Here is a 22,776-nt window from a genome sequence, read left to right as displayed (position 1 = left end):
GTCGCGGCACCGGCGACGGAGCCATGGATGGAGACCGCGTGCAGCGCGCGCAGCCGGGACAGGTCGAGCACCGTGACGTCGCCGGGGGGGGGGGGGCTTTCTCGGCGCCCCCGGCCCCGGTCGTCGGCTCTACTGCTTCGGCGCCCCCAGCCGCAGCAGGTGGTCCCGGCCCGCGCTGAGCAGGCCCGGGAGGTCCGCCGCGGCCGGGTGCCAGCGCTTCTCGTACTCCCAGCAGACCCAGGTCTCCGGGTCCAGCGGCTCCAGGCAGGCGGCCAGCGGCAGGGTCCCCGTGCCCAGGGGGAGCGGAGTGAGGTCGTCCGCCGAGGCGACGTCCTTCACCTGTACGTAGCCGAGGTGCGGGGCCAGCACCGCGTGGCCGGCGGCCGGGTCCTCGCCGGCCAGCCAGGTGTGCAGGACGTCCCAGATGGCCCCGATCCTGGGGTGGCCGACGGTGCCCACGATCCGGGCCACGTCGGCGCCGGCGCGGTGGGAGTCGTGGGTCTCCAGCAGGATGCCGACGCCCATGTCGGCGGCGGCCGGGGCGGCCGAGCCCAGGCGGCGGGCGGCCGTCGCGTCGGCGTCCGCCGGGTCCTGGTCGCCGCCGCCGGGGAAGACCCGGACGTAGCGGGCACCCAGGTCCCTGGCCAGCTTCACCAGGTCGGCCAGGTCGGCGGAGATGGCCTTGTCGTCGCCCTCGGCCGCCACCTGGACGTACCCGGCCACGGTCAGGATCTCCACCCCGGCCGCCTTGAACGCCTCGACCACATCGGCCCGCTCCAGGGAGGAGAGGCCCGGGTGGACCGGCTCCTCGGCGTGGGCGCGCAGTTCCACGCCCTCGTAACCGTGCTCGGCGGCGAGCCGGGCGACCTCGGCCACCGGCATTCCCGGCACCCCGAGCGTGGAGAAAGCGAGCTTCACGTGCGTGTCCTTCCCATCGTGACCGCGCGGGAGCGTGTCCGGCGCCTTGCCCCGGCTCCTGCCCGCAGCCCGGGCCCGTACGCGTACGGCAGGCGTCTCAGCCGGGTACCAGTATGCGCAAGGTAAGCGTCTCAGCCGTGCCCGTACGCGTACGGCAAGCGTCTCAGGCGGTGCCCCGCAGCACCTGCTCCAGGCTACCGAGCAGCCGCAGCGCGTCCTCGCGTTCCGCGCCCTCCAGCGCCCGCCCGGCGGAGGGCGCGGCCACCGGCTCCGGGGTGATCACCCGCAGCGCGGCCGCCGCCTGCCGGGCGAACATCGCCAGCAGGTCCAGCTCCCGCACGCCGGAGCGGGCCTGCGGGGAGGCATCCAGCACTTCGAGCACCCCCAGGACGCGGGAGTCGCTGATCAGCGGGGCCGCCATCAGGGAGTCGGGGACGTACTCGGTGGACTCGGCCAGTGAGCGGTCGAAGGACGGGTCGGTCGACAGGTCGTCCACCACCATCGGCTCGCCCGACGTGGCCACCCAGCCGGCGATCCCCCGCCCGGCCGGGAACCGGCGCCCCACCAGGAACTCCTGGCCCTCCCCGGAGACCGCCCCGAAGACCAGTTCGTCCGTCTCCTCGTCGAGCAGGAGGACCGAGCTCGCGGCCGCGCCGAAGATGGCCCGGGCCACCTCGACGACCGACTGGAGCAGCTCGTTGCGGGGGGCGTCGGAGGGGGCGGGGGTGAGGGGGGACGCCGGGGCGGATTCAGTCTTCGGTGTCATCGCGGGTATCTCCTGCCGCTGTTGAGGGACGCGGGGGGCGCTGGGCGCTCGGCTCGTGGCGCACGTTGGCCGCCGACAGATAGAGGGCGTTCTTGAGCTGGAAGGCCGTCATCCGGGGATGCGCCGACAGGATGCGCGCGCAGAGCCCGGCGACGTACGGCGTGGCGAAGCTGTTCCCGGTGGTGCGGATCGTCCGGCCGCCGAGCCACGGCACGGAGACGTTCTGGCCCGGGCCGAAGAACTCCACCGGCGGCTGCGGGTTGTAGAGGTGGAGAGCCGGGTCGTCCTCCTGGTGGCTGCCGACGGAGATCACCGACGCGAACCGCCAGGGGAAGCTCTCCACCGGGGTGTTGTGGGCCGAGGCGACGATCACCGTACGGGCGAAGTAGGCGCTGTCCGCGAGGGAGTGCAGCTCCTGCGCGAACCGGGTCCGGGTGGTCGACAGGCTCAGGTTCACCACGTCGAAGCGCTGCTCGACCGCCCAGCGCAACCCTGCCATCAGGATGTCCCCGGTGCCGGAGAACCGCTCGCCCAGCACCCGGACGCTGTGGATCTCGCACTCCGGCGCGGTCCGGCGGATGATCCCCGCACACGCGGTGCCGTGGCCGCAGGTGTCGCCCGTGGTCGTCGGCTCGACCGTGATCTCGCCGCTCTCCGCGTCCTTGACCACCACCCAGGAGGCGGCCAGGTCGCCGATCAGCGGATGGTCGCGTTCCACGCCGGAGTCCACCACGCAGACGCGTACGCCGCGTCCGGTGGCGGGCCCGGCGGGGTGTCCGCCCGGCGGTCCCGGATCGCCCAGTACGGGGACGTCCTCGGGGCCGCGTCCGCGCAGGCTCCAGGTCAGGCCCTGCCCCGGCCTCGTATCAGCTGTCGTCTCTCCTGTGCCGCCCATCGGTCAGCTCCCTTCCCTCGTCGTGACCATGGCCGTGGGTCCCGCCCGCGCCGTGAGGAAGGCCGCCACCCGGCGGGCCCCCGGCAGGTGCCCCTTGCCCGCGAAGTGCTCCCCGGCGCTCCGGGCCGCCGCCTCGGCGGCAGCCGGGCGGTCCAGGGCGGCGAGCGTGCGGGCCCGGTCCAGTTCGGCGGACGCCTGCACCAGCGGTGAGTCGGTGAGGAGCGAAGCGCGTACGGCCCTGTCGGCGTGGTGCAACGCCTCGTCCGGGCGGGTCCGGGCCGCCAGCCGGGCCCGTAGCCCCTCCAGGTCGACGGCGTCCGCGCGGCTCAGCCCCGACGCGTCGCCGATGCCCGCCAGCCACTTCGCCGCCCGGCCAGCACGGCCCGCGTCCAGCTCCAGCCGGGCCGCGTCCAGCGCCACGGCCGTCCGCATCCCCGCCGCCCCCATCCGCCGGGCCGCCGCGTCCGCCCGGGCCAGCAGGACCAGGGCCTCCTCGCCCCGGCCGAGCAGCCCCTCCACGGTCGCCCGGAACACCGGCAGGAACACCTTCGCCTCCGCGAACCCGAGCTTCCCGGCCAGCCGTTCCGCCTCCGCCAGGCACGCGTACGCGTCGTCGGCCCGGTCCTGGAGCCCGTACAGCACGGCCAACGGGCAGTTGAGCGTGACCCGGACCGTCGGCCGGCCGGACCCGTGGGCCGCCAGCAGGGCGCGGCACCGTTCCACCGCGTCCGGCACCGGGACGGGCCCGCGCCAGAGCGAGATCCCGATCGCGCCGAGGGCCCCGGCCCGCTCCGGCTCCGCCCCGGCCTCCACCGCGTGCTCCAGGGCCCGCGCGTGGTCGCGCTCCGCCTCCTCGTGGCGGCCCGACTGCTGGAGCTGCTGGGCGAGGCGGAGGTGGGCGCGGGCCCGGCCGACCGCGTCGCCCGCCGCCTCGAAGACCGGCAGCACCGCGCGGGCGGTGGCGGCGGGGCCGGGGCGGGCCGCCGGGTCCAGCACCGCCAGCGCGAGGCGGGCGTGCGCGGCCTCCACCGGCGCGTGGCCCAAGTCCCTGACGTGGCGCAGCAGTTCGGCGCCCTCCGCGACCCGGCCGAGCGCCACCCGTACCTCGCCGAGCCCCAGCAGCGCCCCCGCCGCGTCCGGCCGCAGCTCCACCGCCCGCTCCAGCAGCCCGTGCGCCCAGTGCAGGTCGGAGCGGGCGGCGGCCTGGGCCCCGGCCCGGCCCAGCGCGGCGGCGGCGCGGTCCCGCAGCAGCCGGGCCCGGTCGTCCAGCAGCCCCAGCTCGGTGCGGTAGCGGTAGGCGCGCTCCAGATGGCCCCCGACCGCGCCGTCGCCGGTCCGCAGCACGCTCGGCAGCTCGGCCGCCCACGCGTGGCGCTCCGCCTTGGCCCGCTTGGAGAGCGAGGCGTAGGCGACCTCGTGGACCAGCCCGCTGCTGAACCGGTACGCCGACGGCTCCCCGGACCCGGACGGCGCGGGCTCCACGAGGCGCCGCAGGGCCAGCGCGGCGAGAGCCTCGTCGACGCGGCGGCGGTCCTCGGGCGGCTGCCCGGTGGCGGCCGCGTTTCCGGGCCCGGTGACGGTCCCGTGCCCGTGCCCGTGCCCGTGCCCGTGTCCGTGTCCGTGTCCGGTGGCGGTCCCGTGTCCGTACCCGTCGGCGATGGCTCCGGGCCGCTCCGCCGTCCGTACGGACAGCTCCAGCCGCACCAGCTCCGCCGCCGCGAACTCCCGGCCGATCACGGCGGCCAGGTCCACCACCCCGCGCTCGGCCCGGGCCAGCGCGCCGATCCTGGCCCCCAGCAGGGCCTGGAGGGTGGGCGGCAGCTCCCTTTCCGGCCCCGACGCGGCGGGGGTCCCGTCGCCGACGAGGAGCTGCTCCAGGTAGAGCGGGTTGCCCTCGGCGCGGGCCAGGAGCCGCTCGTCGGCCGGGGCGGCATGACCGTCCAGCCGGGCCAGGCCGGCGGCCAGGCGGGCCGCCTCCTCCCGGGGGAGGCCGGTGAGCGTGAGGTGCTCCCGCTTCTCGTCGGCCGCCTCCTCCGGGCGGCCCGCGCAGATCACCAGGACCCGTGCGGGCCCGGCGTCACCCGTCAGCCGGTCCACCGTCCGGACCAGCAGGGGCGCCGCCGCGTGCCAGTCGTCGAACACCAGGACCACCGGCCGGTCCCGGGCCGTCCGCTTCAGGACCACGGTCAGCGCGGCGCACATGTCCTCGAAGGGGGCGTTCGGCGTGCCGTCGCGCAGGAGGCCTCCGGAGAGCAGGGCCATGGCGTCGTCGGTGGCCTCGTCCCCGAGGGCCTGGGTGTGGGTGTGGGTGTGGGTGTGGGTGTGGGTGTGCGGGAGCAGGGAGCGTACGGCGTCGGCGAGCGGCGCCAGCGTGCCGTGGTCCCCGTAGGTGCGGCAGCGGCCCGCCCCGTACGCGAAGGCGCCCGCGCCGCCCCGGCGCGTCAGCCACTCCCGTACCAGCCGGGTCTTGCCGATGCCCGCCTCGCCGGTCACCCGCAGGAGTCCGGGGCGGTCATCACGTACGGTCGTCTCCAACGCGCGCTCCAGCGACTCCAGTTCGGTGGCGCGGCCGACGAAGGGGGCGTCGAAGCGGCGCAGCAGCTCGGGGTCGTCCGCGCCCAGTGCCAGCAGCCGGTACGCCTCCACGCTTTCGCGCTTCCCCTTGAGCTGGAGGGGGCCGGTGGGCTCGGCCGTCACCGTGGGGCCGGCGGCGAGGAGGGTCTGCGGGCCGATGAGGATCTCGCCCGGGCCCGCGTTCTGCTCCAGGCGTGCGGCGATGTTGACGACCTCGCCGGAGACCAGGGCCTGGCGGGCCGTGGCATCCGAACCGGCCACCACCTGACCGGTGTTGACCCCGACCCGGGTCGTCAGCCGGATGCCGAGCGAGGCGTACAGCTCGTCGTTGAGGGCGTCCAGCGCCCGGCGCATCCCGAGCGCCGCCGCCAGGGCCCGCCGAGCGTCGTCCTCCCGGACCACCGGCACGCCGAACACCGCCATGACCGCGTCCCCGATGAACTTCTCCGGGGTGCCGCCGCGCGCCACGATCTGGGCGCTCATCGCCTCGAAGTACCGCAGGGTCACCGCCCGCAGGGTCTCCGGGTCCAGCACCCCCGACAGGGCGGTCGAGCCCACGAGATCGCAGAACAGTACGGTGACCGGCTTGCGTTCGTCCTCGGCGGGCGGAGCGACGAGGGCGGGGGCGGGGGCGGGGGCTGCCGCAGGACCGGCGCACGGCGTCCCGCAGGACGAGCAGAACCGGGCCGTGGAGGGAAGCTCCTGTCGGCACGAGGGGCAGGTCATGGCGGGTCCTCAACTCTCCTGGTCCCACGCGCCCCGGAAGGCGGGGTGGTGGCTGATCCGGTCCTGGGGCGCCCGCGCCGGACCCCCGTCCTGGCGCGAGCGCCCCCTGACGCCGCGAGAACCGCGAGCGCCCCTGGCGCCGCAGAACCGCGAGCGCCCCGGGCGCGCCCTAGAACAGCGCGCCGCCCGCGATCTCGCCGTGGGCCTGGACCTCGGGGCCCACCGCGTCCAGCCGGTTCTTCACGTCGAGCAGCAGCGTGAGCTCCTGCGGTGTCAGCTCGCCCAGCACCAGGCGCTGCTCCTCGGTGAGCAGGTCCACGGGGAAGCCCGCCTCGTACAACACCGCCTCCACCGGCAGCTGTTCGGGATCATTGGGGTGCGGAGGTGGTCCGGTCATCGGGTGACTCCCGTCGGTGGGGTGGGTCCGGTCGGTGGGTGGGTCCGGCTCCCCGCGGCGACGGCGCCGGTGCGGAGCGCCCGAGCCGGACGAACAGCCGGGTGAGCGCGTCGAGGGAGTGCAGCGCGCTGACCGCGACGGCCGCTTCCTGGTCCCGGGCCAGCGGCAGCCGGTCCAGCAGCGCGTGCAGCGCGTCCAGGTGGTCCGTGTCGAGCGCCGCGTGCTCCCGTACGGTCCGCAGGGCGGCGGCGGGGAGAGCGGTGATCCTGCCGATGCGGTCGGTCAGCCCGGGGGCGGGCGCGTACCCCTCCAGCACCGCGATGTAGCCGAGCAGGGCCACCGGGTGGTGGTGCTCGATCCAGTAGTACTGGGGGCCGACGAGGGTCGCCACGTCCGGTGGCGGCTGTGGGCCGAGCGCATCCTCGGGGGCGGCGCCCGCCGCGAGCAGATCCTCCAGCAGCCAGGCGTCGTGCCCGGCCTCCTCCTGGATGTGCTCCGCCAGATAGGTGGCCAGTGGTTCCGACAGCGGGTCGCCGGGCCTCTCCGCCGTACGCCGCAGGGCGAGTTCCATCAGCGGCACGGAGGCCCGGATCACGGCGTGCATGGTGCACAGGTACGTCCGGTAGCGCGGCAACAGGCCTTCCGGACGCCACATATGGGTGGTCGCGCCCCGGAACTCCGGTTCCAGCAGTAGCAGTTTGGTGCGCAGGCGCGTCGAAGCCTTCATGGGAGCGCCGGCGGCAGCGGCAGCGGTGGAGGTGGGCGCGGCGGTGCTCGTCCACGTGATGCTCACCGCGCGCTCCGGGCGCCCACCAGCGGCGCGTACGCCGAGCAGCCGTGCCGCCGGACGATCCCCTCCGGCCCGCCCCGCGCCCCGCGCTCGGCGGCGGCCAGGTCGAGCAGCGCGCCCGCCGGGCCCGCCGCCACCGCACGGGCGCCGGCCGCCACCGCCTCGTCGCCGCCCAGCGCGCGGCAGCCGTCGCAGTAGGAGCCCGCGTGGGGCGCGGCGCCGGAGCGGGCGGCCAGATGGGTGGGCCCGACCGTACGGATCATCCGCAACACCGGCGATTCCAGGGCCCGTCGGCGTACGGTCTCCCAGTCGTCGGAGCCGATGTGCCCGAGGTCCAGATGGGCCGGGGCGGGCCGCCGGTCCACCGTGTCCTGGTTGCAGCAGGCCAGTACCGTACCGTCGAACGCGACCACCGGCCAGGCGGCCATCGAGCACGGCGCCGCCGCCGACGGGTCGGGGCCGGTGCGCGCGGGCCGGGCCCAGGCGGCGGCCCGGCCGAACGGCCGCACCTCGTTGACCAGGGACGGCACCCGGCCGCCGAACTCCTTCTCGATCGCCCGGGTGATGTCGGCCAGGTACGGGTCGTCGGCGCCGGTCCCGGTGAGGTGGAAGCTGACGGGGACGCCCGAATCGCGGATGCGGTGCAGGGCCCGGAACACCTCCGCGCGCGCCACCTCCCGCTCGTGGTGCACGTCCAGGCTCGCGGAGAAGTGGTCGACCTGGGCGATCGCGCGCAGGATCGCGGGCGGGATCTCCTTGGAGCGGGCGAAGAACATCCCGCTCAGCACCGCCGTACGCGATCCTGCGCGTCGTGCCAGGAAGCTCAGCTCGCCGGCGAGCGTGGGCACCAGCAGCGGTTCCCCGCCCGTCAGCAGGACGACGTCCGGACGGTTCTCGGCGGTGAACGAGCCCACGAAGCGCAGCAGTTGACCGGCGTCCGGCTCCTCCCGCACGGTCAGGTCCGACCCGGTCGAGCAGTGCCAGCACCGCAGGGGGCAGCGGCGGGTGAGGCCGAGCAGCAGACCGGCGGCCGGGAAGGGCCGGAGTCCGACGAGTTCGGCGAGTTCCATACGGGCCGCCTCCTTCGGGGGCTGGGGCGCGCCCGGACTCCAGGGGCCGGTGCGCACCCGCCCAGGCTCCGCCGTACCGGTTCACCGGCGGTCTGCCATCGCTTCAGGACCGGTATACGTGCAGGTCAGCTAGGTCGGGCAGGCCTCCGGGCCCTCGGTGGAGCACCCGCGACCTCCGCCGTACTGGCCCCATACCGGCCCCATACCGCGGCCGAAGCGTCTCCCAGGCCGGCGCTCCTAACTTTCTCGGCAACGGCAGGCAACGGGCCGCGGCACACGCCACGAGAACCGGGCCGGCACACCACGAGTGGACGGAGACCACCATGTCCGAGAACACGAAGCCCGCGGCCGGCGACAACAACGAGACCGAGACCCCCGAGGTCGAGGCGCACTCCGTGCTGGACCTCCAGGAGACCCCGGGCGTCATCGACCGCGAGATCGTGCCCGGCAACTGCGTCAGCACCGTGAGCCTCGTCCTGGGCTGATCGACCGGAGCCGGGGCGGCCTCCGCACACCGCGGAGGCCGCCCCGCCCTGCGTTCGGCGCACAGGAAGAACAAGAGGACCACGAAGAGACACCAAGAAGAAGCACGGACAAGACGAACGACAGGAGCCCCCGATGGCAACGCCGCTCCGCTCCAACCGGGATTTCCGGCTGCTCTGGTTGAGCGGCCTCTTCGCCGTGCTGGGCGGCCAGATGAGCGCCCTCGCCCTGCCCCTGCTGATCCTCAGGACGACCGGCTCCGCCGTACAGGCCGGCGCCGTGGGGACGGTCTCCGTCTGCGCGCTGCTGGTGACGATGCTGCCGGGCGGGGTCATGGCCGACCGCGTCGAGCGCCGCCGCCTGATGCGGCTGTGCGACGCGGGCAGCCTCGCCGCCGTCACCGCCCTGACCATCGCGGTCTGGTACGGGCACGCCCCCATGGTGCTCGTCCTCCTGGTCGCGACCTCGGGAGCCGTACTGAGCAGCGTCTACGCCCCCGCCGCCTTCGGGCTGATGCGCGCGGTCGTACCGCCGGACCAGATGGGCACGGCCACCGCACGGCTCCAGGCGCGCACCGCCACGGTCAAGATGGTCGGACCACTCGTCGGCGGCGCGCTCTTCGGCATCCACGAAGCGCTGCCCTTCGCGGCCCAGTTCCTCGGACTGCTGCTGTCGACGCTCTGCATCGCCCTCGTCCGCACCCGCTCCGCGGCCCAGACCCGGGCCGGCTCGGTGTTCAGCCGCCGCGAACTCACCGCCGGGCTCGCCTTCCTCTGGCAACTCCCGTACCTCCGTACGGTATTGCTCGTCTTCGGCCTAGGCATGAACTTCGCGTTCGGCGCCCTCACCTTCACGGCGCTCGCCGTCTTCTCCGACAACGGGACCTCCGGCCTCGGCAGCGGCTTCGTCATCACCTGCGTCTCGGCCGGCTCGCTCGTCGGCGCGCTCCTCGCCCCCAGGATCGCGCCCGACCGCCATGCCCGCGCCCTCATCATCGCCACCTGCTGGAGCTGCGTCCTGACGGCCGCCGCCCTGGCCTGGATCAGCAGCGCGGTGCTGGCCGGAGTCCTCTGCGCGCTCTGCATGGCCCTCTCGACGATCGCCAGCATCGGCTTCCTCTCGACCCTGCTGATCGTCACCCCGGAGGACCGGATCGGGCGGGTGCAGAGCGCCGCGGGCTTCCTGTCCTCGATCGTCCAGCCGTTCGGACCCCTGGCGGGCGGGCTCCTGCTGGCCACCCTGGGCAGCAGCTCCGCCTTCGGCGTCATCGGCTGCGTGCTGGCCGTCTCGGCGGCCGTGGTGACGCTGTCCGCCGCAGTCCGGGCCGGGGCGGCCCCGCCACCGGAGCGGCCGGAGACGACCGAAGAGCCCCCCGCCCGCCCCGTCCACGACGCCGCCGCCGGTCCCGGCGCACTTTGAGGAGGCACACCGTGTCCGTGTCCGGTATCCAGCAGACCCAGCTCTACTGCCTCGCCGACCCCACGTACTACGAGACCCCGGCCCGGCTCCCGGACGAGAAGACCCGCTATCCGCTGGACTCCGCCCCGGCCCCCGAGGGCTGGCGCCGCGTCCGGGGCGGACTGTGGACCTCGCTGCTGCCCCAGGGCCGTGAACTCGCCGAGCAGGGCTGGAAGATCCACGTCTCCACCGTCCCGGAGGAGGCCGAGGCGACCCTGCGCGACACCGCCCGGATCTGCCTCGCCCGCGGGGTGCCGTTCAAGTTCCTCCGCAGCGAGCAGGCGCTCCTGCTGATGTCCGACAAGTACATGGCCCGCTCCGGCGCGGGGAAGTTCCTCACGCTCTACCCGCCGGACGAGACCGTCTTCCTCCGGGTGCTGGACGAGCTGACCCAGACCCTCACCGGCCGCCGCGGCCCGTACATCCTCAGCGATCTGCGGATCGGCGACGCCCCGGTATATGTCCGGTACGGGGCGTTCGTCGCCCGCTGGTGCCAGGATGCCGACGGCGAGCGGGTCCACGCGCTGCGCCACCCCTCGGGCGAGCTGGTGCCCGACGAGCGGGGCGTCGTCTTCCGAGTGCCGCCGTGGGTCACCGTTCCCGAGGTGCTGCGCCCGCACCTCGCCGCCCGCGCCGCCACCGGAGACACCACGTTCCCGTACACCGTCACCGAGTCCCTCCAGTTCTCCAACGCGGGCGGGATCTACCTGGCCCGGCACCGCGAGACCGACCGGCGGGTGGTGCTCCGCGAGGCCCGGCCGCACTGCGGTCTGGACGCGGTCGGCGACGACGCGGTGACCCGGCTGCACCGCGAGCACCGGGCGCTGACCGCGCTGGCCGGGCTCGACTGCGTACCGGAGGTGTACGGCGTACGAAGCGTCTGGGAGCACCACTTCCTGATCGAGGAGCACATCGAGGGCGCCACCCTCCTGGAGGAGATCGTCGCCCGCTTCGCCCTGCTCCATGGATCGGGCACGGACGCCGAACTCGCCACGTACACCGCCTGGGTGGACTCCGTGACCGAGCGGCTCACGCAGGCGCTGGCGGCGATCCACGCGCGCGGGCTGCGCTTCGGCGACCTGCACCCGTCCAACGTCATCATCCGCCCCGACGGCGGGGTGGTCCTCATCGACTTCGAGTACGCCACCGCCCTCGACGACCAGGACACCCCGGTGGCGGGTGCGCCGGGCCTCCAGGCGCCCACGGGGACCCCCGGGGCCGAGGCCGACGCCTACGCGCTCTGGGCGACCTGGCTCTCCATGCTGATGCCGCTCATGGAGATGGCCGGCCACGACCGGGCCAAGGCCCTCACCCTGGAGCGGTGGGCCCGGCAGAGGTACGGCCTGTCCTCCGACGCGGGACCTCCGCGCCCCGCCGCGCTGGTGGCGGCGGAGAGCCGCTTCGGCGGCGAGAGCGGTATCGCCGCGCTGCTCGACGGGCCCGCCCCCGACTGGGCGGAGCTGCGGACCCGCCTCCTCGCGGGCATCCGCGCCGGGGCGACCCCCGAGCGCACCGACCGCCTCTTCCCCGGCGACCCGGCCGCCTTCGCGACCGGGGGGACCGACCTCGCCCACGGTGCGGCCGGGGTGCTGTATGCCCTGCACCGCGTCGGTGCCCCCGTCGAGCCCGCCTGGACCGACTGGCTCGCCGACGCCGCGCGGCGCCGCGACCCGGGCGCCCCCGGCGGCCTCTACGACGGGCTGCCGGGCACGGCGGTCGTGCTGTCCCTGCTCGGCCGGCGCGATGAGGGCCGGGAGCTCTTCGAACGGGCCGCCGCCGCACCCCCGTCCGCCTCGGCCGACCTGCTGACCGGCCGCGCGGGCATCGCCCTCGCCGCTCTGCGGCTGGCCCGGCCGGCCGGTGAGGGGGGCGCGGCGCCGGACGCCGACGCCAAGGTCGACCAGGACCTGGTGGAGATGGCCGTACGGACCGCCGACGACCTGGACCGCCTGGTGCGCGGTGAGTCCGTGGCGGGTCTGGCCGCGCCCGCGTCGGCCGGGCTGCTGCGCGGGCTGAGCGGTGCGGCCCTGCTCCACCTCGAACTGCACGCCCTGACCGGCGAGGACCGGTTCCTGCGGGCGGCCGGCCGGGCCCTGGAGCGGGAGGCCGGGCACTGCGTGACGATGCCGGGCGGCACGGTCCAGGTGAAGGACGGGCGGCGCCACTTCCTCTACCTGGACCAGGGGAGCGGCGGCGTCGCGCTGGTGGCCCAGGCGTATCTGGCCCGCCGCGCCGCACCGGCCCTCTCCGCCCTGCTGCCGGGGGTGCGGCAGGGCTGCGTCCTCGAATTCGTCCGGGAGCCAGGCCTGTTCAGCGGCCGCGCGGGGCTCATGGCCACGGCGGGTCAGTTGTCGCCGAAGGGCCGTACGGAACCCGACGTCCTGGCCTCCGCCCGCAACCTCTCCTGGCATCTGATCGCCCAGGAGGACCGGCTGCTGGTCCCGGGATCACGGCTGCGGCGCTGCTCCGCCGACCTGGCGACGGGCGCGGCGGGCCTGCTGCTGGCGCTGCACTTCCTGTCCGAGGACGGGGACGGGGACGGGGGCCTCTCCGGAGGCACGGACGGAACGGGAACGCCCGGCCTGCTGGAACTGCTCACCCTGGGGTGACGGTCCCGGGGTGAGGGGCCCCGGGTTCCTCACCCTTCCTCCCGCTCGCGCGCGTACAGACAGAGCAGCCGCGGCACTTCGTACAGCGCGGCGTGGGCGGTGACCTCCCCGGCCGGCGAGGTCACCGCCCCCGCGTCGATCAGCGACTCGACGGTACGGATCGCGGCCCGCTCCCCGCACCCCAGCGCCTCCATCGCCCCGTCCAGAGTGAAGCCGCCCTCCTGCGCGGGCCCCGCCAGCCGCCCCAGCGCCCGCCGGTCGTCCGCCGACAGGTCCTGCCACCCGGACGCCATGCGCAGCCGTACGGAGACGTCCCCGGCGACCAGCTCGTCCAGGGCGGCCGACGGATCGCCGAGCCGGTCCGCGTACTCCGCCAGCGGCAGATGGCGCAGGACCGCCAGCCGCATCCCGCCCACCCCCACCGCCAACGGCAGCGCGCCGCAGGCCCGGACGATCCGCAGGGCCGCCGCCGGATCGGTCCGCAACCGCCCGGCCCCGATCAGCTTGCCCAGCAGCTCCAACGCCTCGCCGTCCGCCAGGGCGCCCAGCGCGATCCGGTGCACGGGGGCCAGCCCCGCCAGTTGCCCGCGCGCGGTGAGCACCACCGAGGACGGCCCGGACCGGGGCAGCAGCCCTCGTACGAAAGCCTCGTCCGGTACGTCGTCGAGGACGATCAGCGCCCGGTGCAGCGACAGCCACCGCTGCCAGGCGTCCGCCGCCTCTTGCGACACGGCCGCCGTCACCGCGCCGCCCTCGGGCCCGGCAGGCACCGCCGCATCAGCCGCTACGGTCGACTCAACCGGAACGGCAGAAGTCGCCGGCACCCGCATCCCGCACAACCTCCCCAGCTCGCCCAGGACTTCGGCCGGGGTACGGGCCGAGCCGTCCTCCCGCCGGACCTGGACGTGGAACCGCCCGTCGGGGAAGCCGTCGTCGAGCAGATGAGCCGCCCGCAGGGCCAGCGCCGACTTGCCGGAGCCCGCGGGCCCGGACACGACCACCACCCGCTCGTCCGGAGACCCCAGCAGCGCCAGCAGCTCCCGCAGCTCCTCGCGGCGGCCGGTGAAGTCCCTCGGTGCGGCGGGCAGCGCCGTACCGTGCGCGGTGTCCCGGCCGGCCGCCGAGGGGCGGGCGGTACGGCCCCGGCCCAGCATCGCCCGGTACAGGGCCGCCATCGCCGGACTCGGCTCCAGCCCCAACTCCCGTGCCAGCAACTGCCGGTAGTCGTCGTAGACCGCCAGCGCCTCGGCCTGCCGCCCCGACTGGTGCAGCGAGTTCATCCAGGCCACCCGCAACCGCTCCCGCAGCGGGTGGCGCTCCACCAGGTCACGCAGGCCGTCCACCGCGACGGCGGCCCGGCCGAGCTCGATCTCGGTCTCGGCCCAGTCCTCGTACACGGTCAGGCAGCGGGCCTCCAGCCGCTCGGCCTCCTCCGCCACCCCGGTGGAGTCCCGCAGGTCGTCCAGCGGCGGCCCCTCCCACAGGTCCAGCGCCTCGCGCAGCAGCCGGGCCGCCTTCCGCAGGTCGCCGCGCTCATGGGCGGCCCGCCCGGCGCGGGCCAGGGAGCGGAAGCGCAGGGTGTCCAGCTCGCCCTCGTCGATGGTGAGCCGGTAGCCGCCGCAGCCGTGGACGACCCGGTCCCGGCCGTCGTCACCGGGGGAGCCGAGCAGGGCGCGGGCGGCACTCACGTACACCTGGAGGTTCTTGCGCGCGGTACGGGGAGGGTCCTCGGGCCACACCGCGTCCGTCAACACGTCCACGGGGACCGGGGTGTTGGGGCGGGCGAGCAGGGTGGCCAGGACGAGGCGCTGTTTGCGCGGGCCGAGCGGGAGCGGGCGGCCGTCCCGTACGGCGGTGAGCGGGCCGAGCAGCGAGAAGTACACCGTACCGGCGGGGGCCGGGCGGGCGGGAGGTCGGATCATCAGCGGGCCTCCGGTAGCGGGGACGGGTGGCGGACTGCCGTACGCACGTTTCCGATCCTGCCGCCGTCACGGCACGCGCACATCGGGGCACTGCGCGTATGTTCCGCCCGCACACCCGACCGAAAGCGCTCCGCACCCCCATGTTGTGGGAGCACGCCCCCAGGCCTCCCCGGGCCCCAGGCCCCCAGACGCCCTCAGCCCCCCAGGCCACCTCTGCCCTCCTCAGGCCGGCTCCACCGCGCACTCCGCCGCGAACTCGCACAGCGCCGAGCGGTCCGCCCGGCCCGTCTTGCTGAGCAGGCTGGCCATGTGCTTCTCCACCGTGCGCGGCGATATCGACAGCCGCCGGGCGATCTGCTGGTTGCCCGGCCGCTCCGGGAGCAGCACGAACACCTCGTACTCGCGCGGGGTCACCCCGCTGGTCCGCAGCGGCAGCGGGATGCGGTCCCAGCCGCCCCGGTGCTGGGTGACGCTCGCCCCCGCCTGCCGCAGCGCCGCCCGGCACGCCGAGGCGACCGCCTGCGCCCCGACCCCGTAGAAGAACTCCTCGGCCCGCCGCAGCCAGGCCACCGGCTCGCCCCACCCGTCGGCGCGGGCCGCGTCCGCGACCAGGCGCAGCCCGAGGTGGCGGGCGACCGGGAAGGGCAGGGCCCGGGCGTCGAAGGAGGCCACCAGCCGGGCGGCCCCGGCCCGGTCGCCGGCCCGGCCCAGCAGCACCGCATCGGCCAGCTCCAGGAACTGTCCGTTCCAGGCCAGTTGGGCCCCGGGCGAGGCGCGTACCGTCTCGTACTCCGCCCGGTCGGCCGCCCCCGCCAGCACCCGCAGGAAGGGGCGCAGCCCGTAACTCCCGCTCAGGTAGAAGTAGCTGGGGTGGTCCCGCTCCCAGGCCAGCACCGCGTCCAGCCCCGCGAGCGCCCGCTCCCGGTCCTCCTCCAGGAGCGCGCCGATCGCCTTGCACAGCCCCAACTGGTGCGGCACGAGCAGCGACTGCTCACCGCCCGCCCGCCGGAAGGCGGCCAGCGCGCGGTCCATGTCCCGCCGCCGCCCCCGGTGCGCGGCCATCGTGGCGGCGGAGAGCAGCAGATAGCGCAGCGCCGAGTGGTTGCCGACCCGGGCGCTGGCCTCCAGTGAACGGTCGATGATCCCCTGCGCCTCGTCCCAACGCCCGCACAGCACCGCGTTCATGGCGAGCAGCCCGTCCACCGTCTGCGTCAGCAGCAGCGCGCCCAGCTCGATGGCGGCGGCCCGAGCCGAACGCAGCCGGGAGGCGTCCCCGGTCCGCATGAAGGCGTTCGCCCCGAGCCGCACCAGCGCCTCCACCCGCCACACGGGCAGCCCGTGCTCGGTGGAGAGCGCGAGCATCCGCTCCAGGCAGCCGTCCGCCGCGTCGAACCCCTTCTCCCGCAGCAGCAGCGCCAGCAACTGCCAGGCCTGACAGGCGACTACGGGCAGGCCTTCCGCCTCCGCGATCTCCGCCGCCTCGCGCGCGGCCTGCTCGGTCTCCCCGGGGCGCCGGTGCTCCTGGCCGGGCAGCAGGGCGAGATGGGCGTCGGCGACGGCGAGCGCGGCATGGCGGCCAGGGGCCGGATCGTGGCCCAGCAGGGTGCGGGCGGCCTCGATCTGGCGGGCCGCGTCGGCCGCCCGCTCGGCCATCACGGCCACCCAGGCGATCTTGATGTGGACCTCGCCGCGCCGCTCGGCGGCCTCGGTGCGTGCCGGAACCGGCGGCAGCGAATCGGCCAGCTCCAGGGCGGCGTCCAGGTCACCGCCCTCGGCCCGGGCGACCGCCAGCGACTCGGAGATCGCGGCCCGGTCGGCGTCGGCGGCCAGCGGGCAGGCCCGCTCCAGCAGCACCACGGCCGAACCGTGGGCCCCCGAGGCGAGCATTCGCCGTCCGGCCTCCGCGAACCGCAGGGCCGCGCCCGCACGGTTGCCGGCTGCCAGGTGCAGGGAGGCGACGAGCTGCTGCCCGTCCTCGTCGAGCGGGTGGCCGGAGTGCTCGATGGACCCTGCGGCGCGGCGGGCGAGCGAGGCGCGCTCGGCCGGGGCGAGCGAGGAGATCAGGGCCTCGGCGGTGAGGGAGTGGCGGAAGGCGTACCGATCGGGGGCGGCGCCGTCGGGGGCGATCACGCCCGCCTCGACGGCGGACCGCAGATGGGTGAAGAGGGCCCGGTCCTCGAAACCGGTGACGGTCTGGAGGACGGAGACCGAGAACTGGCCGCCCAGGGTGGCCGCCGCGAGTAAGAGGTCCCGGACCGGCTCGTCCAGCCGGTCGAGTCTTCGGGTCCAGCTCCGCACGATGCCCGAGGGGACCGGTCCGCCGGGCTGCTCGGCCGCCTCCCAGCCGCCCTCCGCCCGGCGCAACTGGCCGGTGTCGAGCAGATCCGCGAGCAGCACCTCCACCAAGTACGGGTTGCCGCCCGCCCGTTCGGCCAGCCGCTGGTGCACCACCGGGGGTATCTCCTCGGGCGCCGCCTCCAGACAGGCCGCGGTCAGTGTCCGCATCTGCTCGTCGGCCAGCGGCTTCAACTCCCTTACGGAGGCGGCCTGGCGCCGCTCGGCGGACCGTACGAGATCGAGCGCGGCCCCCGCCTCCGGGCGCAGCGTGCCCAGGAGCAGGATCGGCAGGTCGGCGAGGTTGTCGATGACGTACTCGACCACCGCGACGGTCTCCGTGTCGCTGTCGTGGAGGTCTTCCAGGAGGATCGCGCAGCCGGACTCCCGGCCCAGCACGGACAGCAGCCGCAGCAGCGCCTCCGCCAGCTCGACGACGGTCTCCGGATAGCCGGGGGAGGCCTCCTGGCGCCACTCGGGGACCAGCCGGGCCAGCGCGGGATGGTACGGGGCGAGCTCGGGGTCGGTCGGGGTGCCGGCGGCCCGGAAGCGGGAGGAGAGCGCCTCCACGAGTGGCCGGAAAGGGACGACGAGACCGGTGGACGTGGCCCGGCCGCGCAGCACGGGCATGCCGAGACCGTAGGCCCGGTAGGCGGCTTCACCCACCAGCCGGGATTTCCCGATCCCCGCCTCGCCGACGAAGAACAAGGCGCGCCCTGAACGCCGTTGCACGGCGTCCAGGGCGCTGCTCAGCAGGCCGATCTCCTCGTCCCGCCCGACGATGACCGGCGAAGTGGCGCGCATGGGCGCAGGCTACTTGAGTCGTAACTCATGCGGCAGTGGCCCAATGCGCCACAATGCGGGCCGAGGTGCGGTTAAAGGGGGATCATGGTGGTCCACGGCAGGTCGATCGTGTTGCCGGCCTCGCCCTCCGAGGCGCTCAGGAGCCTGCTGCGCATCCCCAGCCCGCCGCCGATGCCGAGGGAGATCTGCCCGGCCGGGTGGTCGTACGCGCCCTCGTGGGCGAGCGGGCCGGATCCCTGGATCGCGGATTCGCTGATGTGCGTCATGTCTGCCTCATTCTCTGCTGGGTGCTGAAGCCTGAACGGAATGAACGCTGAACCAAAGGTTTCTGACGGTGAATCGGCTAGGGATAAGAACGATGCGGGGGCCCGCCACCGGCTGCGGGAGGGCCTCTCACCCGACCCCCGCGGACGCGTTGGGTGGCGGCGCGGACGGGTTGAGCAGCAGCGCGGAGCCGATCCGGTCGGGGAACCCCGCCCGCAGCAGTCCGTGCCCGATCCCCGAGAGGCCGGTGAGCAGCCCCGGGTGCGGTACGTGGCCGGGGGTCCCGCAGCGCGGCCCCTCCCGGTCGGCGGCGGCCAGCAGCGTCCCGGCCCGGCGCACCCACGGGGTGCGGTCGCCGGTCAGGGCCGGGTGGCCGAGCAGCTCCAGCAGCCCGAGCTCGCCGTGGCAGAGGCTGTCGTCGGCGAGCGGGGCGCAGTCGGCCAGCTCACCGGCCCGCTCCGCCAGCCAGCCGCGCAGGTCGGGATCGACGAGGGCGTCCGGGCTGTCCGCGACCGCGAGGGCCACCCCCGCGGCCCCCTCGCACCAGGCCCGGCCCCCCGCCACCTCGACGGTCGCCCGGCGCAGGGCCCGCAGCCCCGCCGTACGGTACTGCTCACCGCCCCCCGCCGCGGCGAAGCGCAGCAGCGCCCAGCCGATGCCCGCGGCCCCCTCCGCGAAGCCCCCGGCCGCCGGGTGCGGCGCCACGGAGATCCGCTCGGCGCAGCGCTCGGCGCCCCGCCAGGCTTCGGGCCGCCCGGTGGTGCGGTGCACCGCGAGCAGGGAGACCAGCCCGCCGGCCGCCCCGCCGCGCACCCCGTACCCCTCCTCGGCGGCACTCGCCGCGCAGGCCAGCCGGGTGGCCGGGCCCGCCAGGTCGAGCACCGTACGGTCACCGAGCAGCCCTCCCACCTCGGCCAGGGCGTACGCGATGCCGCCGAGGCCCGCGAAGGCGCCCGAGCCCAGCACCGCGAGGTCGTCGACCCGGCCGTGCAGCGCGTCCAGCAGCCCGGGCACCGGGGCCAGCGCCTCACGGGCCGCCTCGGCGTACCGGTCGGCGCCGGTGAGGGCGGCCAGTTGGGCGAGGAAGAGCGCGGGGCCGGTGTAGCCGCCGGCGAGATCGGCCGCCATCGGCGCGAGCCGCCAGTAGCGTTCGCCGAGCAGTTCCAGGCCGATCCAGTTGGTGCGGGCCTCGTGCCGGTAGGCGAGCGAGACGAGCTGGTCGCCCACCGAGCGTGCGGCGGAGAGGAGTTGCTCCGGCTCGGGGGCCGTCGCGGCCGTCCGGGGCCGCGCGCCGCCCTCCGCCCGGTGCGGCGGTTCGGGGGAGGTGGACACCATGGCGGCCCGGATGATCCGTTCCTGGTCCAGGCGGTCCACCGTGTCCATGGCCCGTACCTTCGCCTCCACCCGGGCCAGACCGGTGGGCCCCGGTGCGGGCGGCACCTCGCGCCCGGTGCCGCTCCACAGCTCCGGGGAGCCGGGCCGGGTGAGGAAGACCGGCACGTCGCCGGCCCACAGCTCCTCGATCTCCTCGTCCTCCAGACCGGGCAGCGCGGGCACGCCCAGGGCGGGGGTGCGCAGCAGGGAGAGGACCTGATGGCGTTCGGCGGCCTCCCGCATCAGGTCGGGGTGGGTCGACTCGTCGAGCAGCGTGGTGTAAGCCCAGGTCGGCCGGGGCACGACCCGTACCTCGTCCTGCGCGAAGTCCGTCAACAGGCCGCGCTTGCCGAGCAGTTCGTCGCGGTAGTCGCTGATCGCGGTGTAGCCGGCGCGGAACCCCTCGCACAGGGCGTCGGTGTACGCGGACGGATCGGCGGGGACCCCGTCCAGCCGGGGCCGGTTGGCGGACTCGGTGAACCGCGCGGAGCGCCGTACCAGCCGCATGGTGTCCGTGCCCGCGTCCGCCCAGTCGGCGGTCTCGATGGGGGAGGGGGCGGCCCGGCCGCCGCCGATCGCGGAGACGTCGAGCGCGGCCGAGTCCCCGACCAGCAGTTGGGGGAGCAGCCCGACCCGGTGGACCGAGGCGTGCAGGGCACGGGCGGCGGGGTCGGCGGAGTGCGCCTGGGAGAGCGGCGGATGGAACAGGGTCTCCACATCGACCAGGACCGGGTGCGGCCCGCAGGCGATGAGGTTCTCCTGGTGCAGATCGGTCCCGTCCAGGAGGTGGAGCAGGGCCAGCAGCGCGCCCTGGCGCCGGTAGAAGAGATGGGTCTCCGCGGTGGACGAGCAGGGCCGCTCCTCGACGAACTCCACCCATCCGTACTCACCCCGGTCCAGCACCCGCAGCGCCCGCAGATCCGGCGTTCCGGGGAGCGAACCGAACCATTCCACCAGGGAGTTGAAGTGCCGGTGCGCCGCCAGCGGGCGCGGCTTGTAGACCAGCCGGGTCCCGTCGGTGAACCGCAGCAGCATCACCGAGCGGCCCCCGCGGTGACTGTCCCCCGCCCCGGCCTCGACCCCGGTCAGCGCCCCCGGACCCCGACCGGCGGCGAGCGTCCCCGGCGAGGTGCCGGGCCCCCGTTCGCCCAGCACACCGGAGGCGGCCAGCAGCTCCCGGTCGTCGGCGAGCCGCCCGAGCATCTCCGTGAGGGCGTCGGCGGCGGCCAGACTCGTGCGGGCCAGGATGCGGGCCAGCACGGGATAGGCGGTGAGGAAGGCCGCGAGCCCGTCCCGCCCCGCCGTCCGCCGCACGAAGTCCCGGAACCGCTCCTTCGGCCCCTCCCCGGCCAGCCGCCCCGCCCGCCGCGCCTTGTACAGCTCCAGTACGAGCGTCCGCGCCGCGAGCCGGGCCAGCCGGCCGACCAGGTGGGACCGGAAGTCCTCCAGTACGGGGGCGAGCCCGACGGCCGTCCCGGCCCGTACGGCGTTGTTGGACGGCGAGGTCAGCAGCCGGCCGGCGGCCCGCTCGGCGAACGGGGCCACGACGAGGGCGAATCCGGAGAGCCCCGGGTACTCCCGCCTGGGGACGACGGCCTCGGCCGGCGCGTCGGCGATGACGGCCCGGACGAAGACGACCCAGTCGGGCTCGCCCATGGGCGGCTCCCCGACGACTCCGGGGAGCCACCAGGGGTTGGCGCGGGGAGCGGGGGCGTTGCTGGTGCCGTTGCCGTTGCCGTTGCTGTTCGTGGGCGGGCGGTTCGCGTCGGCGTGGTCCGCGTACGGGTGGTCCGTGTCGGCGTGGTCCATGTACGAGTGGTCCGTGTCCGTGGGGTTCGTGCGGGCCGCCGCGGCGGCGATGACGCCCACTCCGGCGGACGCGGCAGACAGGGCGGATGCGACAGGGGCGGCGGACGCGTTCGCGCCGGCGGACCCGTGGGTACCCGGGAGGGCGAGCCGGGCAGCAGCCCCCGTACCGCCGCTGCCGATCAGTTCCTTCTCCACCGCACCTCCCAGGTCGGGAGCAGCCCACCGGACCGCTCACGAACCATCCTGGAGGGGGGACTCGCGCGGCGCATGGGGGAGTTGCCCCCATCTTTCGCCCCCCGGCCCGCAGAGGGGTCCGGGAGCTGCGCGGAGGAGCCCGAGTGGCTTCGCGGAGGAGCCCGAGTGGCTGCGCGGACGAGCCCCGATGGCTGCGCGGAGGAGCCTGGCGGTCGCGTCGAGGAGGGACCTCACCCCACCCGGGGCGGAGCCGTGGACCCCCGGATCATCAGCTCGGCCGCGATGGTGGCGATGCCCCCGGGCGGCGGGTTCTCCTTGCCCATGGCGATGCGCCCGGCCCGCGCGCCCGCCTCGAAGAGCGGCAGCCGTACGGTCGTCAGCGCGGGGACGGCGTCCACCGAGAACGGCAGGTCGTCGAAGCCCGCCACCGAGATGTCCTGCGGGATGCGCAGCCCCTGGTCCCGTACGGCGGCGCAAGCGCCCAGCGCCACGGTGTCGTTGGCGGCGACGACGGCGGTCACGGTCGGGTCCCGGCGCAGTATGTCGAGGGTGGCCTCGTACCCGGAGCGCCGGTCGTAGGGCCCGTGCACGGTGAGCCGCTCCGCGTCCCCGGCCTCCGCGCCGAGCCCGGCGCCCCGCAGCGCCTCACGGTGGCCTTCAAGACGGTGCCGGGTGGTGGTGCGTTCGGGGGGCCCGGCGACGTAACCGATCCTGCGGTGGCCCAGCGAGATCAGGTGCTCGGTCAACCGCCGCCCGCCGCCCCGGTTGTCGAAGGCGAGCGCGGCGACGAGCGCGTCCCCCTGGGGGAGCGGGGGCCGCCCGCAGAAGACGATCCGGGTGCCCGCGTCCGCCATCTTGGCCAGCTTCGCGGCCATCGCGGCCTGGTGCTCCGGGTACTCGACCGCGCCCCCGGTGAGGACGACGGCGGCGGCGCGCTGGCGCTGGAGGAGGGTGAGGTAGGTGAGCTCGCGCTCGGGGGAGCCGCCGGTGTTGCAGATGACGGCCAGCTTCTCGCCGCCCGCCCGCCCGGAACCGTCCCCGGGCCCGCCGATCTGGGTCTGCGCGGCCCCCGCCATGATCCCGAAGAAGGGGTCGGCGATGTCGTTGACCAGGATGCCGACCAGGTCGGAGGTGGCGGCGGCCAGCGAACTGGCGGGCCCGTTGAGCACGTAGTCCAGGTCGTCCACCGCGCGCAGCACCCGCTCCCGGGTCGACGCGGCGACCGGGTAGTTGCCGTTGAGCACACGGGAGACGGTGGCCGGGGACACCCGGGCGCGGGCCGCCACGTCCGCCAGGGTGACTGTCATCGCTTTCCTCCGTGAGGTCACGTGCGGCGCCCCTCTTGTCCGGCCGCTGTCCGCAGGCTAGCGTCATCTCCTATAGAAAGC

Annotated in this window: 14 protein-coding genes and 1 pseudogene; 3 read left to right on the top strand and 12 right to left on the bottom strand. The window is 75.4% G+C overall.

Translation table 11 applies throughout. From position 1 onward, the window contains the following. Positions 1–129: 129 nt before the first annotated feature. From ACFWRT_RS32220 to ACFWRT_RS32190, 7 genes and pseudogenes are all read right to left on the bottom strand, one after another. Complete coding sequence (locus ACFWRT_RS32220; RefSeq protein WP_380953848.1) at positions 130–918, bottom strand: sugar phosphate isomerase/epimerase family protein; 789 nt, start codon at positions 916–918, stop codon at positions 130–132. Between the two features lie 163 nt (positions 919–1,081). Next, positions 1,082–1,684 (bottom strand): GAF domain-containing protein, encoded by a 603-nt coding sequence (locus ACFWRT_RS32215; protein ID WP_380953849.1) that lies wholly within the window; start codon positions 1,682–1,684, stop codon positions 1,082–1,084. Then, the gene (locus tag ACFWRT_RS32210) at positions 1,668–2,579 is read right to left on the bottom strand and encodes a S8 family peptidase (RefSeq protein WP_380953850.1); all 912 of its coding nucleotides are present in this window, start codon (positions 2,577–2,579) and stop codon (positions 1,668–1,670) included. The genes ACFWRT_RS32215 and ACFWRT_RS32210 overlap by 17 nt, the downstream gene beginning before the upstream one ends. A 3-nt stretch (positions 2,580–2,582) precedes the next feature. Further along, positions 2,583–5,879: an adenylate/guanylate cyclase domain-containing protein gene (locus ACFWRT_RS32205; protein WP_380953851.1), complete on the bottom strand. Its 3,297-nt coding sequence runs from the start codon at positions 5,877–5,879 to the stop codon at positions 2,583–2,585. Between the two features lie 169 nt (positions 5,880–6,048). After that, positions 6,049–6,276 carry an aroma-sacti cluster domain-containing protein gene (locus ACFWRT_RS32200; protein ID WP_380953852.1) on the bottom strand — a complete coding sequence of 76 codons (228 nt, stop codon included), beginning with the start codon at positions 6,274–6,276 and terminating at the stop codon, positions 6,049–6,051. Further along, positions 6,273–7,003 (bottom strand): annotated as a pseudogene (locus tag ACFWRT_RS32195) (iron-containing redox enzyme family protein). Before ACFWRT_RS32195 ends, ACFWRT_RS32200 begins: the two are co-directional and overlap by 4 nt. Before the next feature lie 62 nt (positions 7,004–7,065). After that, positions 7,066–8,136: a radical SAM protein gene (locus ACFWRT_RS32190; protein ID WP_380953853.1), complete on the bottom strand. Its 1,071-nt coding sequence runs from the start codon at positions 8,134–8,136 to the stop codon at positions 7,066–7,068. Between the two features lie 323 nt (positions 8,137–8,459). Here ACFWRT_RS32190 and ACFWRT_RS32185 point away from each other — a divergent pair, with 323 nt between their 5' ends. The 3 genes from ACFWRT_RS32185 (at position 8,460) to lanKC (ending at position 12,686) form a co-directional block, all read left to right on the top strand. Continuing rightward, on the top strand, positions 8,460–8,621 hold the full coding sequence (locus ACFWRT_RS32185) for a hypothetical protein (RefSeq protein WP_167344511.1): 162 nt from the start codon (positions 8,460–8,462) through the stop codon (positions 8,619–8,621). Positions 8,622–8,754: 133 nt separating this feature from the next. After that, complete coding sequence (locus ACFWRT_RS32180) at positions 8,755–10,038, top strand: MFS transporter (protein ID WP_380953854.1); 1,284 nt, start codon at positions 8,755–8,757, stop codon at positions 10,036–10,038. A gap of 17 nt (positions 10,039–10,055) precedes the next feature. Next, a complete protein-coding gene (gene lanKC / locus ACFWRT_RS32175) occupies positions 10,056–12,686 on the top strand; it encodes a class III lanthionine synthetase LanKC (protein ID WP_380953901.1) in 2,631 nt (876 codons plus the stop codon). 29 nt (positions 12,687–12,715) lie between these two features. On the opposite strand, the gene ACFWRT_RS32170 is transcribed toward lanKC, so the two are convergent. The 5 genes from ACFWRT_RS32170 to ACFWRT_RS32150 form a co-directional block, all read right to left on the bottom strand. Further along, complete coding sequence (locus ACFWRT_RS32170; RefSeq protein ID WP_380953855.1) at positions 12,716–14,608, bottom strand: AfsR/SARP family transcriptional regulator; 1,893 nt, start codon at positions 14,606–14,608, stop codon at positions 12,716–12,718. A gap of 222 nt (positions 14,609–14,830) precedes the next feature. Further along, positions 14,831–17,746 carry a helix-turn-helix transcriptional regulator gene (locus ACFWRT_RS32165; RefSeq protein ID WP_380953856.1) on the bottom strand — a complete coding sequence of 972 codons (2,916 nt, stop codon included), beginning with the start codon at positions 17,744–17,746 and terminating at the stop codon, positions 14,831–14,833. Between the two features lie 71 nt (positions 17,747–17,817). Then, a complete protein-coding gene (locus tag ACFWRT_RS32160; protein ID WP_380953857.1) occupies positions 17,818–18,012 on the bottom strand; it encodes a hypothetical protein in 195 nt (64 codons plus the stop codon). A gap of 127 nt (positions 18,013–18,139) precedes the next feature. After that, positions 18,140–21,388: a type 2 lanthipeptide synthetase LanM family protein gene (locus tag ACFWRT_RS32155; RefSeq protein WP_380953858.1), complete on the bottom strand. Its 3,249-nt coding sequence runs from the start codon at positions 21,386–21,388 to the stop codon at positions 18,140–18,142. Between the two features lie 230 nt (positions 21,389–21,618). Beyond that, positions 21,619–22,695: a LacI family DNA-binding transcriptional regulator gene (locus ACFWRT_RS32150; protein WP_380953859.1), complete on the bottom strand. Its 1,077-nt coding sequence runs from the start codon at positions 22,693–22,695 to the stop codon at positions 21,619–21,621. Positions 22,696–22,776: the final 81 nt, after the last annotated feature.

Source organism: Streptomyces cyaneofuscatus (assembly GCF_042718795.1).
GTDB classification, from domain to species: Bacteria; Actinomycetota; Actinomycetes; order Streptomycetales; family Streptomycetaceae; genus Streptomyces; species Streptomyces cyaneofuscatus_A.
The sequence above is the reverse complement of the archived record's forward strand: the minus strand, read 5'-3'. Positions and strand labels throughout refer to the sequence as shown.

Excerpts from the sequence above, each read along its gene's own strand:
- ACFWRT_RS32215 (WP_380953849.1), bottom strand. The coding sequence starts at position 1,684 with ATGACACCGAAGACTGAATCCGCCCCGGCGTCCCCCCTCACCCCCGCC.
- ACFWRT_RS32210 (WP_380953850.1), bottom strand. The coding sequence starts at position 2,579 with ATGGGCGGCACAGGAGAGACGACAGCTGATACGAGGCCGGGGCAGGGC.
- ACFWRT_RS32205 (WP_380953851.1), bottom strand. The coding sequence starts at position 5,879 with ATGACCTGCCCCTCGTGCCGACAGGAGCTTCCCTCCACGGCCCGGTTC.
- ACFWRT_RS32200 (WP_380953852.1), bottom strand. The coding sequence starts at position 6,276 with ATGACCGGACCACCTCCGCACCCCAATGATCCCGAACAGCTGCCGGTG.
- ACFWRT_RS32190 (WP_380953853.1), bottom strand. The coding sequence starts at position 8,136 with ATGGAACTCGCCGAACTCGTCGGACTCCGGCCCTTCCCGGCCGCCGGT.
- ACFWRT_RS32185 (WP_167344511.1), top strand. The coding sequence starts at position 8,460 with ATGTCCGAGAACACGAAGCCCGCGGCCGGCGACAACAACGAGACCGAG.
- ACFWRT_RS32180 (WP_380953854.1), top strand. The coding sequence starts at position 8,755 with ATGGCAACGCCGCTCCGCTCCAACCGGGATTTCCGGCTGCTCTGGTTG.
- ACFWRT_RS32170 (WP_380953855.1), bottom strand. The coding sequence starts at position 14,608 with ATGATCCGACCTCCCGCCCGCCCGGCCCCCGCCGGTACGGTGTACTTC.
- ACFWRT_RS32165 (WP_380953856.1), bottom strand. The coding sequence starts at position 17,746 with ATGCGCGCCACTTCGCCGGTCATCGTCGGGCGGGACGAGGAGATCGGC.
- ACFWRT_RS32160 (WP_380953857.1), bottom strand. The coding sequence starts at position 18,012 with ATGACGCACATCAGCGAATCCGCGATCCAGGGATCCGGCCCGCTCGCC.
- ACFWRT_RS32150 (WP_380953859.1), bottom strand. The coding sequence starts at position 22,695 with ATGACAGTCACCCTGGCGGACGTGGCGGCCCGCGCCCGGGTGTCCCCG.